Source organism: Yersinia sp. 1252 StPb PI (genome assembly GCF_048593885.1).
Lineage (GTDB): Bacteria > Pseudomonadota > Gammaproteobacteria > Enterobacterales > Enterobacteriaceae > Yersinia > Yersinia enterocolitica_E.
On record NZ_JAZGQE010000120.1, the window covers coordinates 1 to 15,191 of the forward strand.

Here is a 15,191-nt window from a genome sequence, read left to right on the forward strand (position 1 = left end):
GTATTAAACTATTAATTAATAATAGAGCAACATAATGCATTAATATGAGCCGGGCCTGATTACCCGGCTAAATGGTTTTCAAAACTCATTAACCAGCCATTCGTCGGCTTCATCAAACATTTCTTCAACCAACCGGTTCAGTACTGATTTTTCTTGTTTATTAGCATCAGTATTGATGCCATTGGCTTGCATTGGTTTAACCTTAACTTCAGCATCAGGAAACACCCGATGCACCCGCTTGGTTAACTCTGCCTTAATCATTTCAGCGGCGTTGGGTAGGCCGGCGACATTCCGTTTGTCATAAATCAATTCAACACGCATGGCTTTTTCCTGAATGAGTAAATACTGTATTAATATACAGCGCTGGCGAGTGGCAGACAACGCTGTTTTACACGGATTGAAGCGAGAAAACGACTATTACTGATTTTTTAAGTCAATAAAATAACCGCAGGTGATTAAGGTTGGGAATCACTGGCGGTTATTTTATGTGTGGGTGCTTATCTGATTGTTTATACAAGTGATTTATTTTTTCCAACTACAACTGAGCATCGGTGTTTATCGAGATGGGGGCTAGTTTATTTCCAGCCAGCGGGCATCAACCACCACACCCAGTATCTTACAGTTGCCATTGAGTTCGATTAATCGATAGGAGGGGTTCAATGGTTTCAAATACTTAACACCAGCATCAACAATGAGTTTCTTAAATGTTGCTTCGTTATCATCAGTCAGTTTGGCAATAACAAAATTACCGGGTAGCGGCTCTTTTTCCGGGTCAACCAGAATAATCATTCCTTCAGGAAAACTGATCCCCGAAGGCGATGTCATGGAGTCTCCTTTAACGCTGAGCCAAAAAGCGTTGTCATGGGCATTTTTGGTCGATTCAGGCCAGATTTCAATATCACGCAGCGTATAAGGCTCTATTGCCTCATACCAGTTACCTGCACTTATCCAACTGATTAACGGATAGCTGTTAGCAACTGATCCGGCCGGTTTATCATTTAGCCCATTACGCGCCGAGATCGATAAACTTTCGGCCATTTTGGCCAATTCTTTCGCCAGAGAAGGGCTAAAGCTACTGATTGGTTCATTGAGTATTTTGGCAAAAGCGGCGGCGTTGGTCACATTGAGCGGATTTATGCCGTTAAGGAATTGGTTTACGGCACTTTGCCCAACCCCTAATTCGTGCGCGACAGACTCTTGGGATATACCCAGCTCTTTTTTCTTGGCATTAAACAGCTCTTTCAGCCGCTTAGCGTCGTCTAACTGTTCTGGCGTCAATGGCTTCTTTTTCATCAGTCAATTTTATTACCGTTAGCAATAATATCCAATCATCTGCGGTGTTGACTATAAAATCACTTGCGGTAATAATCAATCAAAATATATAAGGGAAACGTATGAGATCGTACTGGCATGCATCACTGCTATCCAGATATGTAGCATGGGTTGTTCCTGTTTATCACAAGAAGACGGCGGCCAGACTTACGGTGGTTTCCGTTGTTGAGCAATCGATAGGCTGAGGTGTCACCACGGTGCCCTGCCTTTTGTGGAGTAATTATTTATGAGTTCAATAAACGGTACACAAACCGAAAGCCACAGTCAGCAGAACCAAAACATGAGAGATATTCAATTAGTCCTGGCGCGCTGGGGAGTATGGGCAAGATACAGTTCCGGGCTGGATTATTCATCTATCGCTGCGGGCTTTAAGGGGTTATTGCCTGATACGTCTAAGAGTAAAGCCTCCTGTTGTGATGATGACGGCCTGGTTGTCGATGGCTGCGTTGCTCGATTAAAACAATACCGGCCAGATGAATATGAATTGATCATCCGTCACTATGTGCTTAATCAATCCAAGCGAGCAATTGCTCGTCAGCAGAAAAGAGATGAAAGACTAGTGCGAATTAATATGCAAATGGCGGAAGGCTTTGTTGATGGCTGCCTGGCAATGTTGAATGTGAAATTAACTATGGATCCTTTAATAGAGAATTTACATATTTATGAAAAAACACTAACGCGGTCCGCAAAAAGTGTATTAGTCTGACATCACTGGTTCGTTACATACTGATTAAGAAAGAGGAAAGCCCCGCATGGTTGGGGCTTTCCTCTTTCTGTTAGTCATACGCGCAAGTGTATCGGCTTGGGAGGTATTAAATGAGTGAACAAAATCCACTGCCGTATTGGTGGGCAGGATCGCTTGCTCTATTTTCAGCGCTGAGTTTACAGGATTACATCTTTATTCTGGGTACTATTATTAGCGTAATGTTTACCATCAAAACTTATTACGTCAATTTACGGGAAAAGGACGCAATAATTAAAGAAGAGCAGAGACGAACAGAAATTCTACGAGATTTTTTGCGTAATAAAACAGTGGCCGATATTCCAGCCGCAATTGCGGTATGTAATGACGCGCTACACAAAATGGAGAGCTGACATGACGCCTTCACTGCGTAAGAAAGTTTTGGGTGCCGCAGCCGGTGGAGCAGTTGCCATTGCCGGAACATTGCTGGGTGGGCACGATGGTTTTGAAGGACGTAAATATATCGCCTACAACGACGTAGTGGGCGTCATGACGCTGTGTGATGGTCACACTGGTAACGACATTATCCAGGGAAAACTGTATAGCGATCAACAGTGTGATGCGTTATTACAGCAGGATTTACGGGTGGTGAAAAAGTCAGTCGATGATGCGATACAGGTACCTGTGGGAGATTACACCCGCGCAGCGCTCTATTCATTTACCTATAACGTCGGTAAAACCGCATTTATCCACTCAACCTTATTAAAAAAACTCAATAGCGGAAATATAACCGGTGCATGCGGGGAGTTGCGCCGCTGGATTATGGCGGGTGGCAAGCGCTGGCAAGGTTTGGTTAATCGGCGTGAGATTGAACATGAACTTTGTCTGACACCGAACCTGACGGCAATGAAAGCCAGGGAGGGCAAATGAACAGGCGTGCCATCACCACAGTGTTGCTCGCGATATTACTCATGGGGCTGATGGCCAATACCTATCGCTTGAGTGCCAAACAGGTGCAGGAGCATGCGGAGTTACAGGCTGAACGAGTTGTTAATCAAACATTGGATAACACCATCGCTGCCTATCAGTTAAACGATGCGGCTAATCGGGCTGCCGTCGCACGGCAGTTGGAAAATGAAAGGGTACTGCGACATGAAACTGAGGATCGTCTCAAGCGTTTTGTGGCGGCAACCGCAACTGACAACTGCGCTGTCAGCCGTATGCCTGAGCCTGGCATTAGTATCTTGCGTGAATAAGCCAGCCCTTCAGGTGGTGAAATCCCCCTTGTTACTGCCACCTGAATCGGCGATGACCCAGTGTGAAATCCCGGAATTTGTTGGTTCCACATGGGGTGACAGTAGTTTATATGCGTTGGCACTCAAGCGAGAGTTACGCCTCTGTAAAGGACGGCTTGATGAGGTCATTCGTTGGCGTAATAACCAAATCGATAATCCACTATCGCCGTGAGACGACAGGCTTATCCCCGAACGGGGCAACCATTTACCAGGAGAATAACTATGACCGGTAATAAGGTCGGATATCTCATTTTTTATCAGGTGAGCCTATGAATGCTGCACAAATCAGGCAACTGGCCGCTGCCGCATTATTGGGCAAAACAGATGCGGAAGGTCGTATCTATTCAACTGATGCATGGCCGGTAACCACTTATCCGGCCATTTTGTTACAGACACCACTTGAAGTAAAAGAGTCTATTGGCCGCAATGTACCGCAGTTTAATACCATGACCACCTTACGCATTAGCGGGCATATCCAACTAAGTGAGGCGGTAAATCGAGTCACGGAAGCGGCAGCGGCACTTGAGCGTTTGTGTGAACAGATTCAACGGGCAGTGATTAACAGTTATGAACTGACTCGCCAGATTCAGCAATTTGCCAAAGTGCGTACCACGATGGGTATCGATACTAGCAGCGAGCAACATTTTGCTGAAGTGAAAGTAGAACTCGATCTCGAGTATTACCAAGGGCCGGAAGACTTCTTCCCAGTAGAAACCACGCCACTGACAGGTATCGACATTGCGATTGATATGCCTGATGGCACCACAGACCCGCTGATCGCCATCACCCTTTCGGAGTAACCCTATGTTTGTAAAACCGATGACTGGCCGCGCAGTGCGTGACCCGGTCAAGGGCACCTTTTTGCCTGAATCTGGCGCAGAGGTTCCTGATAACCCATTTTGGCACCGTCGTATTCAAGACGGTGATGTGGTGCAGGTTACGGTAAAAACAGCGAAACCTGCATTTTAAGTGTTAACAACGGAGAGTAAAAAATTATGACAATTCCTTTCACTAATATCCCGAGTAATCTGCGTACGCCACTGTTCTTTGCTGAGTTTGATAATTCCCAAGCTAACACAGCGAGCACCCCTCAACGGACTTTGATTATCGGGCAAACCCTGACGGAAAGCACTTTGCCCGTCAATGTGCCGCTGCTGGTTTCATCTGTCGCCACCGTTGCCGGTTTGTGTGGTGCAGGTTCAATGCTACATGGGCAAATGGCAGCGTATCTGGCCAATGACAGCGCTGGTGAAATCTATCTTCTACCATTGCACGACTCTGAAGCTATGGTTGCTGCCATCGGTAAAATTACCGTGACGACCCCGGCATCAGCAACCGGTGTTATCTCACTGTATATCGCCGGTATTCGTGTACAAACCACGGTAGTGCCGACTGATGATGCCAATACCATCGCTCTGGCGCTGGCGGCGGCAATCGAGAGTAAACCTGAATTACCGGTAACTGTTGCCCATACTGGTGATGGTGTATCGGAAGGCGCTGTTGTAGTACTAACGGCCAAAAACAAAGGAGCACATGGTAACAATATCGATCTGCGTTTGAACTATCTGGGGAGTGCCGGTGGAGAGACCACACCGGAGAGTCTGGTGTTGTCGATCACTCCGATGGCTGGAGGTGCAGGCGCGCCTGAACTGGCAAGTGGCCTGGCAAACTTACAGGATCGTACCTTCGATTTCATTATCAACCCTTACACAGATACCGCGTCATTGGATGCCATCAAGGCATTCCTTTCTGATAGCACCGGGCGCTGGAGCTATAGTCAGCAACTGTATGGTCACAGCTTTGCGGCTCACTCCGGCACCTATGGTCAACTGACCGCGGCCGGTGAACTGCGTAATGACCAACATGCCTCATTGCTCGGGATCCATAACTCGCCGACACCGGCTTACCTGTGGTCAGCCGCGTATGTTGGTGCTATTGCGCAAAGCTTGCGTAATGATCCCGGCCGCCCACTGCAAACGTTGGCAGTAAGTGGTGTATTGGCAGCGCCCCTTTCTAGCCGTTTTACCCTGACTGAGCGGAATAACTTGCTGCATAGCGGTATTTCAACCGTGACGGTGGCGGACGACGGGACAGTTCAAATCGAAAATATCATTACGACTTATCAGACCAACAAATACGGTGCTGCGGATGATAGTTATTTGCAAATTGAGACCTTGTTCTTATTGATGTTTGTCACGCGCTACCTACGAACTCAGGTGACCTCGAAGTTTGCTCGCATGAAGTTGGCTGCCGATGGTACCCGTTTTGCACCAGGCTCGGCCATCATCACGCCAAATACCATCCGTGCCGAGCTGATTGCTCAGTATCAGACCCTGGAATTTAATGGCTATGTTCAGGATGCCAAAGGTTTCGCCCGTGGCCTGATAGTTGAGAAAAATGCCAGTAATCCAAATCGTGTTGATGTGTTGTGGACCGGCGTGCTGATTAATCAGTTGCGTATCTTTGCGGTTCTCAATCAATTCCGTCTGCAAGCGGCTGTTTAACCCTTAGCCATTTAATGCACTAACAAAAAAGGAAATAAATTATGAGTGATACTTCAAACCGCCTGGCAGGTACGGCTTATGTCACCGTTGATGGCATTACTATTATGGTGGCCGGTCAGTTCAAATACAGCCCTTCAAAGGTAAAACGTGAAACTGTCATGGGCATGGATGGGGTACATGGCTATAAAGAAACCGTGGTGGCACCGTCCATTTCCTGCACTATCCGTGACAGTGGCGGGGTCTCTATCAGTGATTTTAACGACCAGACCAATGTCAATATTGTCTGCGAATTGGCGAACGGCAAAACCATTATTGGTAGTGGCATGTGGTCGGTGAGCACGTTGGTGGTTGACAGCACTGAAGGCACGGTTGATGTGAGCTGGGAAGGCGGTTCGGTGACGGAGAATTGATATGACTGTACTGGAGCGCAGTAAAACTATTTCACTGGTGAAAGCCATTCAACACGACGCAACCAAGACCACCTACGAGGTGGTCGAGCTGAGTGAACCGACACTGTTGCAAGTACAGCAATTCTACGATGAGCAAACCAAGTCAGGTTCGCTCAGCGGTATGGGATTGCTGATTGCCTTGGTCTCAGGGGTGCCGCGTGAGGCTATCAAGAAAATGGCTTTTACCGACTATAAGGCCTGTGAGGTTTATATGATGGGTTTTTTAGCCTACTCCCCAACAGGGGGCGATGGCGCGAAATAATTGCTGACGTCACTTACTATTATAGCTGGGGGCCGGGCGATGCCTGGTCCCTGACTTACAGTAGCTTAATGTGGTGGTGCCAGCAGGCCGGGCGGATTAATAAAATTAAGGCTGGCAAAAATGGCTAATAAATACAATATGAATACGGTTTCTCCATTATCTAAAGTACCGCCTCAAATATTCAGTAACTATAAATTAGCTGGTGGTGGAAACACAATTATTGCTGTTGGAACTGCGGGAGTGGAATGGCTTAATAACGGTGCTGATGAGGCCCGTAAAATAAATACAGCAGCGAGGAACGTTAACGCACCTATTGATCAATTTAGTCAAATAAGTGGCGCTATGCGTATTCGAGGTGTTGAACAAATGGCTGCGATAAAATCAACTGAGCAGCTCTACAGCAATTTGAATAATATGCTATGGGGCCATAATGATCAGGGGCTGGCACAGCTACATGAGTATGGGTTTGACATTATCAGTAATGAAAATGGCACGGTGGATGCTACTGCAACAATAGCTAAAATTGCCGAGGATTTTCCACAAATGGCACCCCAAGTACAAAGTAAACTGACGGATGCTCTGAAAATAGACGGTAATACTATTGAGTTGCTGCGAGAGGGGGCGCAACTAAAAGATTTGCTGGCTAAATCTACTTTATTTGGCCTAACTATTGATCCTGAGCTTAATATACAATTGACAGAGTTAGACCAGAATACTGATGAGTTAAGTGCTGCTTGGGATGGTTTGAAAGATAAGCTATCTAACATCGGATACGAAATTCTTGTCTCTGATGGCTCTGTGGCTGATGGCATTGGTGGTGTAACTGACACGCTAACTTATGGTCCAGATAATTTTGCCATAATGCGTACTTTAGGGATAATCAGTGGTAATGACTCGGCGAAAATGCGATGGGCATATAATAATACAGATTTTAAAAAACAGCTTAATTGGTATGAAATAACCATGCTTAATAGCGGTCTTATGACTGATGGATTTCGTAAGAAATATCAGGATCATATTAAGCCCAATGATGCAGAGAAAATAAATTATCAGACTGAAAATGCGAGTGTTATTTCCGGGCTTCGGCCAATTAAAATTGAGTCTACTCCATTAACCGATCTTTTTAATCTGGGATCTGGGGCTGAAGTTGAAACTCAAACACAAACGCAGAACACCTGGAGCAACAACCGCATAACTGAATTCGGTGCTGAAGATCCCTATTCCCTTAGCCCCTCATCTTCTCTTGCGCCAGATAATAATATAGGCAGCATCCCTACAACTGAATCACCTATTTATACTGACTCAGCGGGGGGCTTTAACGCTAATGCTATTGCTGATGTTATCGCTACCGCGATGCAGAACAATCGGGTGCAGATTGAATTGACGTTAATCGACAGTCGAAGCGGTGAAAGCTTAGTGATCCCAACTCAGGGAGGCAGCAGAATAGCTCACGCCATGCAGATGTAATTCCCTATTAGTATCCGTAAAAATTAACCAATCAACATATCGATATAACCCGCTCCGGCGGGTTTTTTATTTCCTAACGTCTACTACTGGACAGGAGAACGAAATGTCACTTATCAATAACGCACTATCAGCGCTCTTGGGAGGAAGCGACGACAGTTGGCAATGGTCGGAACACCTCCATCAAGCCTCCTTTCGGGGAGTGCCCTTCGTGGTCCTGAATAGCAAGGGCAGTTTTGGTCGTCGTCAGGCAGTGCACACTTACCCTTATCGCGATACTAGCTATATCGAGGATTTGGGGCGCAGTACACGGAACATTGTTTTAACTGGATTTTTGGTACAAAACAGCCAGATCTACGCCGCACCTGATGTAATGACTCAGCGCGATTCATTGATCGCAGCTTGTGAAATGGCCGGGCCAGGGACATTGGTTCACCCAACGTTGGGTGAGATGACTGTCAGCATCGCTGACACGGGGTTGAAAATTGATGAAGGTGTTGGCAGCGAGCGGGTATTCGCGTTCAGCTTAACCGTTATCGAATCCGGCTTACGTGCCTTTGCCATCACCGGTATGGCTGAAATGAGTGCGTCTGTCCACTCCTCTTGGCTGGGATTGAGCGCCAAAGCAGTCGCTGGTTTTATATCAACGGTAAAAGGAGAGATGCGCTCCGCCACTCAGGTAATAAAAACCTTGCAAAGTACGGCGGAATTTTGGAGCCGCATGGTAACGAATACTGCCAATGAGGCCAGTAATCTGGGTAACGCACTGCGCTCAACCTTTGGCCGAAACCGTTATGGCCGCTTTAACCACGGTACTGTCGGTGGCAGCAGTTCGGGCGTGACGGAAGCGGTGAACCAGCAAAGCGATACCACCAACTTACCCATGTTAGTGGCGCAACGGCTGGCGTTTATCGTCGAAGGGCGAGCGGCAATCAGTGCTGCCGTGAATGAGTTACTTGCGACTAACAGTGTTGAGGGGCATGCCGACAAGTTACTCACTCTGATTAACACGTTACTAAATGGCGGTTTTAGCACACTGGATGTTATCCGCATGATGGAAAGCCTGACAGCGGCTCACGACGACGCCTTCCGAGCCAATAGCAGTGATATCGCAATTGCTGACGCCAGCCATCATTTAATGATGACTTTATGCGCCGGAGGGATGGTCATCGCGGCGGCGCAGTATCAACCGGAAAGTTATGACGATGCTGTCGCTGTACTTGGCAGGGTCAGCAAGGTGATTGATAGCTCAGCACTGGCCGCCGCCGATCGCGGTAATGATGAAACCTACCGTGCGCTGATGCAAATGCGCGAATCTATCGTGGCGCTATTGCAACAGTCCGGGGCGAATTTATCTCGCATCAACGAGGTTAGTTTTAACCGCTCACTACCCGCGCTGATGCTGGCGAATCGGTTATATCAGGATGCGCTACGTGGTGATGCACTGGTGAAAATGGCGAATCCGATTCATCCGGCATTTATGCCAATTCGGTTTAGGGCATTGAATCTATGAATAATAAAATGCCAAGTGATGACTTAACACTGGAGATAGACGGCAGAGCGATCACCGGTTGGAGCAAAGTTCAGGTCACGCGGAGTATTGAAAAATTACCCAGTAGCTTTGAGTTATCGCTGATGGATCGTTATCCCGCCAGTGGAGGGCAACAGTGGATTATCCCCGGAGCTCCCTGCGTGGTTAAGTTGGGTAATGATGCTGTGTTAAATGGCTATATTGACAGTTGGGATTGCGCTATTGCGGCCACAACACATCAAGTCAGTGCCTCGGGGCGCAGTAAGTGCCAGGATCTGGTGGATTGCTCCGCTGAGTGGACCAACAGCGTGATTAGCCAATCCACGGTGTTGCAGATTGCGCAAAAACTGGCCGAACCTTACGGCATCAAAGTGACCTCTGATATTACCGATATGACCATTGTGCCGAAATTCACTCTGAATTGGGGAGAAACGGCGCAAGCGGTGATTGATCACGTCACGCGCTCTGCTGCATTGCTCTATTACGACCAGCCGGATGGCAACTTATATCTGACCCGCGCTGGAACGCATAAAGCTGCCAGCGGTGTGGCACAGGGCATCAATATTCTTAGTGCCAATCTTCATACCGATATCAATCAACGCTTTGTTGATTACACCGGCGTGGTGCTCTCTTCCAATGCCGCAGCCAGGCATTCTGCCTCGGGTGGGGATAACACCTCGGTGCGAACTACCACGCGAGACACACTATTGGCCGAACAATTTCCGGCCCGCCATCGTAACCGGGTCATTATCGTCGAAAGTACAGTGAACTCGCCACATTTGCTGAAAGATTGCATCGAATGGGAAATGAACCGCCGCTCTGGTCGCGCTAACGTCTTGACAGTGCAAGTTGACAGTTGGCGCGATAGCCATGGCCGGCTATGGGAAGTTAATACATTGATTCCCATTACTATTCCAGCATTTGGGCTTAATGATGAGCTGTGGCTACTCTCGGAAGTGGTTTATGCCAAAGATGAGAAAGGGACGACGAGCAAAATGACCCTGATGCCACCTGCTGCCTTCACATTCCAGCCTTACAACATTAAGTGACATAGGGGGGAACTATGAATGACCTAACCGGGCAAATTTCGACCCTGTACCGGCAGATAAAAATGCTGTTGGGACTTGGGCGAGTGAGTGCCGTTGACGACAGTGACGGGATACAAACCGTGCAGTATCAAACTCAACTGGAAGTCCACTCTGATACCCCAAGGCTGGCTGAGTTTGGTTTTTCATCGGGATTGCCAGCTGGCAGTGACGTGGTTATCGGTTTTCTGGGCGGGGACCGATCCAACGGCCTGATCATCGCCTCCAACCATCCGACTTATCGCCATTCAGGACTAACAGCCGGAGAAACGGTGATTTATTCCCAGTGGGGGCAATTTATCAAACTGACGGAAAGTGGGGTAATCATTGAGGCTAACAATCAGCCGGTGACAATCAATAATGCTACCGCGGTGACGGTAAACGCATCGGTAAAAGTACGGCTGAATACGCCGTTACTCGAGGTTAGCGGCGATATTGTTGATAACGCAGACGGTAATAGCATCACGCTGAAAACCTTACGTGATGCCTATAACAGCCACAACCATCAACTCAAAAATGTACAGTCGGGCAGCTCGACCCTTACCAGTGAGACGCCCGCTAAGGTGGTGCGATGACAACAGATATTAAAACGGTTTGGGATGTCGATGCCTCATTGGGAGATTGGCAGACAGGTCGCGGGGGAGTGCTGGATGGCGATGATTTGCATACCGCTATTTTACTGAGTTTGTTTACTGACCGTCTGGCGCGAATTGATGATGCTATTGATGGCGATGATCGCCGCGGCTGGTGGGGGGACAGCGGGGCGCTATCAGCTATTGGTTCGCGGTTGTGGTTATTGCGACGGGAAAAACTTACCACTCAGGTTGCGATCAAAGCCGAGGACTACGCGGCAGAAGCATTGGCGTGGCTGACCGAGGATCGTGTTGTGGCGGCCATAAACACCCGGGCACAAATAATTTACCCCAATACATTGCTGTTGATTATTGCTTACCAACGACCGGGTAAAGCCCAATCTTCAGTGAAATTTTCATGGGTATGGGAGGAGTAATTCATGCCATTTAATCGACCCACGTTAAGTGAATTGCGACAACGCAATCAGTCTTATATTCAATCGGAACTGAAAACCGGCGGCAACTTACTGCGTTTCTCCAATATTGGCGTTATCAGTGATGCAGATGCGGGGATGGCACACCTGCACTATGGCTATCTGGATTATATCGCCCAGCAAGCCACGCCATACCATGCCACCGACGAGTACCTTGCGGCTTGGGCGGCACTGAAAGACGTGTTTCGTAAAGCAGCAAATCCGGCTACTGCGACTGACGTTCGCTTTAGTGGGATAGCTGGACGAACTATTCCTGCTGGCCGCTTGCTTAATCGGGCCGACGGCTATCAGTATCGGCTTGATAATGAAGTGAAGATTTCTCCCGATGGTCACGTTCTGGCAGCTATTACCGCCATTTTACCCCGTCCATTGGAGGATGCGACTGGCGGCGGTAGCCGGGGTAACAGTGCGGCTGGCACCCTGCTGACGCTAGATATTGCTATTGATGGTGTTCAGGCCACCGCCACAGCACTGAGTAAAATTTCCGGCGGTGCGGATATTGAATCTGAGGATGCATTTCGTTCCCGTATGCTATTGGCTTACCAGAATATCCCGCAAGGTGGTAATGATACCGACTATCAATCTTGGGCATTAAGGGTACCGGGAGTGACCCGTTGTTGGGTAAAACGGCGGCTGATGGGGGCAGGGACTGTCGGGGTTTATATTATGTGCGATGACAACGACCACGGCGGTTTTCCGCAAGGTAGCGACGGTATTTCATCGCTGGAATCATGGGGGGCGGTAAAAGCCACTGGTGATCAACAACGGGTGGCAGATAATATTTATCCACAGCAACCTATCATTGCGTTGGTTTATGTTTGTGCGCCAGTTGCACAACCCATTGATTTTGTTATTAGTGGGATTTCACATGCTGATAGTGCTACCACGACCGCCATCAATGCCGCTATCGACGAGGTGTTTTTCAGCGAAGGTGAACCTGGTGGCAAAATCTTGTGGTCATCACTATTACTGGCAATTGGTGAGGTCACGGGGACCGGGGGCTTTATTATGCAATCTCCGGCGGCCAATATTGAGTTACAAACTGGCAAACTCCCCATTAGGGGTACGGTGAGCTATCTATGAGTCGCTACTCTGTCAGTGAATATACTACCGCTTTGCAAGCATTAATGCCGATGGGTTTAGTCTGGCCACGGCGACCGGATGGCGTGCAGACTGAGGTACTGCGGGCGCTGGCAAATGCGTATCAGCGTAGCGATGAAGATGCGCAAGATTTGTTGTCTGCGGCATTCCCGGCAACGGCGACGGCTATGTTACCTGAGTGGGAAGCCACTGTGGGGCTACCGGATCTATGTGCCATTGGTGAAGTAGACAGCATGATCCAGCGCCAGCGGGCTGTGGTGTCGAAATTGTTTGGCATCGGCGGCCAGTCTGCATCCTATTTTATCCGTGTGGCCAAGGCATTGGGTTACTCCATTGCTATCACCCAATACCGGCAAGCCTGTGCAGGTATGTCGGTATGCCGTGATGCATTGAACGGTGACGAGTGGCCATTCACGTGGTTGATTACCGCACCCGAAACCACGCTTCATTATGCTCAATGTGGCCTAACTTATTGCAGTGATCCGTTGCGTTCATGGGGCAATAAACAACTTGAATGCCGGTTTGCGGTGTTAAATCCGTCTCATAGCATTCTGAAGTTTGGCTACGTTAGCTAACTAATCAATTTCTATTAATTTAAAACGCCTTAATTGGTGAGGTATTACTATGCAAAAAATTGGAGATATTCCTAATTCACGCGCCGACAGTAATGGCGAATTTACCGACGGCAATGTCGCCGGCGGCGTTCCCCCAACGATATTACCGGCGGAATGGTTTAACACCTTACAGCGGGAATTAATGAGTGTTCTTTCTGCCGCTAATATTGATGCTGACAGTGAGAAGTTTGATCAGGTGGCGACTGCTGTCTCTAAATTAATTACTGATGGTGGATTTTTAAAAACAGCCAATAACCTTGTGGAAATTAAAAATGCCGGCCCCGCCGCTGTCGCTGAGACTCTCGTAAACCTTGGTTTGGGCGATGCAGCCCATCTGCCCCAATTAACGGGCGTTGTTGGCACATCACGCAATGCAAAAATGAGTGTTACAGCCGCATCGTCAACGGCCACTTTCACGGCAGATGAATTGATCGTACAAACGGCGCTAGGTGGACGTCAGTACAAACTTACTAGCTTCAATAAAGCAATTAACCTTGCGACTACGGGCGCTGGCGGTATGGATACTGGCACCGCGCCAGCTGCGGGATTTGTAGCGCTGTATGCGATTTATAACCCAATAACTCAAGTATCTGCATTGCTGGCAGTTAATTCCACGTCAGTGCTTGCTCCTGAAGTGTATGGCGGGGCTAATATGCCATCAGGTTATACAGCATCAGCGTTGGTTAGTGTGTGGGGGACGGCATCATCATTGTTGAAGATAGGATTTCAATCCCATAGGCATATAGCAATCCAAACAGCTACTATATATTCCGTTTCTAGTGGTACAACAGCGCAAACGCCGTTAGGTGTTTCACCTGTGGCCCCACCCAATGCCACACAGATAGATATTGCTATAACAGTAAATGAAACAGTCGCTGGCAACGGTGTTGCGCTGAGTATTGGCTCATCTCTGTCAGGTATCGGACAGTTCGGTGCGATTTCAACCGTTACAGGGCAAACAGCAACGTCCATTACCACAGGAACGCTGTCATTAATAGAAATCCAGCGGCTCTATTTTTCAATGTCCAATACAAACCCAGGAACATACATTATCGCAGGCCGTGGTTATGATTTTTAAGGAGTGAATATGCTTGTTCAATTTAAAAATTCAACAAAAGAAGAAATTATTGCTTACTTTGGTGGCCCACAAGATCCAGAGTATTTTCCAAATCAAGGGGAGATTGAAGCCGATGATCCCATGTGGGCAGTCTTTTATGACAAAGTACATATGTGGCTTGATGGGTTACCTGAGCCTATTACAATTGCAGAGTAAAGTACAAATCCGGGCTTAATTGCCCGGTTTATTTAATTGCTAGGTGCTGTAGGTCTGGTTATATCAGACACTGTACTTACATTGACTAATGACGGCCGAGGTTATAGCGCAAGCCAGGCGGATGTTGATCAAGGAAACTATCTTGCAATTACAACAGCCGAATTGCTCCAACAACCAACAACAACTGCCTCGTTCGTCGCTTCATTTCGTGCTAAATTCGCCTATCTCGGATCATGACATATGTGTCATGGTTTCAGGCAGCTAATGGGACTTCAGGTATCAGTATGTTTACATATAAAGAAATATCAGCGCTGAACGAACTGGAATTGATCGTTTATAATTACATCATAAAAAACACTGATAAAGTGATGTATATGACCATCAGAGAACTGGCTGACGCAGCGGGTGTTTCTACCACTACAGTTTTACGATTTTGTAAAAAAATGAATTGTGATGGTTATTCTGAATTCCGGGTGCGGTTTAAATTATATGTAGAGCATGATGAAAAACCACCAGTTAGCTTTGGTATTAGT

General features: G+C 47.6%; 22 protein-coding genes. 20 read left to right on the forward strand and 2 right to left on the reverse strand.

Annotation, left to right across the window (positions count from 1 at the left end; genetic code table 11):
* Positions 1-78 precede the first annotated feature (78 nt).
* Both V2A85_RS16135 and V2A85_RS16140 read right to left on the reverse strand, forming a co-directional pair.
* Positions 79-321: a DinI family protein gene (locus V2A85_RS16135; RefSeq protein WP_005190119.1), complete on the reverse strand. Its 243-nt coding sequence runs from the start codon at positions 319-321 to the stop codon at positions 79-81.
* A gap of 249 nt (positions 322-570) precedes the next feature.
* On the reverse strand, positions 571-1,293 hold the full coding sequence (locus V2A85_RS16140; protein ID WP_372559421.1) for a LexA family protein: 723 nt from the start codon (positions 1,291-1,293) through the stop codon (positions 571-573).
* Between the two features lie 319 nt (positions 1,294-1,612).
* Here V2A85_RS16140 and V2A85_RS16145 point away from each other — a divergent pair, with 319 nt between their 5' ends.
* From V2A85_RS16145 to V2A85_RS16240, 20 genes are all read left to right on the forward strand, one after another.
* A complete protein-coding gene (locus V2A85_RS16145; protein ID WP_372559924.1) occupies positions 1,613-2,038 on the forward strand; it encodes an antiterminator Q family protein in 426 nt (141 codons plus the stop codon).
* A gap of 110 nt (positions 2,039-2,148) precedes the next feature.
* Positions 2,149-2,427, forward strand: coding sequence for a hypothetical protein (locus tag V2A85_RS16150; protein ID WP_420071829.1), 279 nt, complete (start codon positions 2,149-2,151; stop codon positions 2,425-2,427).
* A gap of 1 nt (position 2,428) precedes the next feature.
* Positions 2,429-2,944: a lysozyme gene (locus V2A85_RS16155; protein ID WP_372559420.1), complete on the forward strand. Its 516-nt coding sequence runs from the start codon at positions 2,429-2,431 to the stop codon at positions 2,942-2,944.
* Complete coding sequence (locus V2A85_RS16160) at positions 2,941-3,270, forward strand: DUF2570 domain-containing protein (RefSeq protein WP_083158329.1); 330 nt, start codon at positions 2,941-2,943, stop codon at positions 3,268-3,270. The genes V2A85_RS16155 and V2A85_RS16160 overlap by 4 nt, the downstream gene beginning before the upstream one ends.
* Positions 3,263-3,481 carry a hypothetical protein gene (gene lysC, locus V2A85_RS16165; RefSeq protein WP_372559419.1) on the forward strand — a complete coding sequence of 73 codons (219 nt, stop codon included), beginning with the start codon at positions 3,263-3,265 and terminating at the stop codon, positions 3,479-3,481. The genes V2A85_RS16160 and lysC overlap by 8 nt, the downstream gene beginning before the upstream one ends.
* Before the next feature lie 97 nt (positions 3,482-3,578).
* Positions 3,579-4,109 carry an ATP-binding protein gene (locus V2A85_RS16170; RefSeq protein ID WP_420071830.1) on the forward strand — a complete coding sequence of 177 codons (531 nt, stop codon included), beginning with the start codon at positions 3,579-3,581 and terminating at the stop codon, positions 4,107-4,109.
* Between the two features lie 4 nt (positions 4,110-4,113).
* Positions 4,114-4,278, forward strand: coding sequence for a DUF2635 domain-containing protein (locus V2A85_RS16175; RefSeq protein ID WP_071843434.1), 165 nt, complete (start codon positions 4,114-4,116; stop codon positions 4,276-4,278).
* Positions 4,279-4,304: 26 nt separating this feature from the next.
* Positions 4,305-5,813, forward strand: coding sequence for a phage tail sheath subtilisin-like domain-containing protein (locus V2A85_RS16180; RefSeq protein WP_420071831.1), 1,509 nt, complete (start codon positions 4,305-4,307; stop codon positions 5,811-5,813).
* A 41-nt stretch (positions 5,814-5,854) separates the two neighbouring features.
* Positions 5,855-6,223 (forward strand): phage tail tube protein, encoded by a 369-nt coding sequence (locus tag V2A85_RS16185; RefSeq protein ID WP_042568284.1) that lies wholly within the window; start codon positions 5,855-5,857, stop codon positions 6,221-6,223.
* A gap of 1 nt (position 6,224) precedes the next feature.
* Positions 6,225-6,524, forward strand: a complete 300-nt coding sequence (locus V2A85_RS16190; protein ID WP_042568283.1) for a phage tail assembly protein — start codon at positions 6,225-6,227, stop codon at positions 6,522-6,524.
* Positions 6,525-6,644: 120 nt separating this feature from the next.
* Positions 6,645-7,991, forward strand: a complete 1,347-nt coding sequence (locus tag V2A85_RS16195) for a chemotaxis protein (protein ID WP_420071832.1) — start codon at positions 6,645-6,647, stop codon at positions 7,989-7,991.
* A 103-nt stretch (positions 7,992-8,094) separates the two neighbouring features.
* Positions 8,095-9,501: a DNA circularization protein gene (locus V2A85_RS16200; protein ID WP_420071833.1), complete on the forward strand. Its 1,407-nt coding sequence runs from the start codon at positions 8,095-8,097 to the stop codon at positions 9,499-9,501.
* Positions 9,498-10,568: a phage baseplate assembly protein gene (locus tag V2A85_RS16205; RefSeq protein WP_420071834.1), complete on the forward strand. Its 1,071-nt coding sequence runs from the start codon at positions 9,498-9,500 to the stop codon at positions 10,566-10,568. The genes V2A85_RS16200 and V2A85_RS16205 overlap by 4 nt, the downstream gene beginning before the upstream one ends.
* 14 nt (positions 10,569-10,582) lie before the next feature.
* Entirely contained in the window at positions 10,583-11,179 is a 597-nt protein-coding gene (locus tag V2A85_RS16210) for a phage baseplate assembly protein domain-containing protein (protein ID WP_420071835.1), read from the forward strand.
* A complete protein-coding gene (locus tag V2A85_RS16215) occupies positions 11,176-11,613 on the forward strand; it encodes a phage GP46 family protein (protein ID WP_420071836.1) in 438 nt (145 codons plus the stop codon). The genes V2A85_RS16210 and V2A85_RS16215 overlap by 4 nt, the downstream gene beginning before the upstream one ends.
* A gap of 3 nt (positions 11,614-11,616) precedes the next feature.
* Complete coding sequence (locus tag V2A85_RS16220) at positions 11,617-12,753, forward strand: baseplate J/gp47 family protein (RefSeq protein WP_420071837.1); 1,137 nt, start codon at positions 11,617-11,619, stop codon at positions 12,751-12,753.
* Entirely contained in the window at positions 12,750-13,346 is a 597-nt protein-coding gene (locus V2A85_RS16225; RefSeq protein ID WP_372559410.1) for a YmfQ family protein, read from the forward strand. Before V2A85_RS16220 ends, V2A85_RS16225 begins: the two co-directional genes overlap by 4 nt.
* A 49-nt stretch (positions 13,347-13,395) precedes the next feature.
* Positions 13,396-14,463, forward strand: coding sequence for a hypothetical protein (locus tag V2A85_RS16230; protein WP_420071838.1), 1,068 nt, complete (start codon positions 13,396-13,398; stop codon positions 14,461-14,463).
* Between the two features lie 9 nt (positions 14,464-14,472).
* Entirely contained in the window at positions 14,473-14,658 is a 186-nt protein-coding gene (locus V2A85_RS16235; protein ID WP_050297013.1) for a hypothetical protein, read from the forward strand.
* A 284-nt stretch (positions 14,659-14,942) separates the two neighbouring features.
* On the forward strand, positions 14,943-15,191 hold a 249-nt coding region (locus tag V2A85_RS16240; RefSeq protein ID WP_420071839.1), incomplete at its 3' end, for a MurR/RpiR family transcriptional regulator.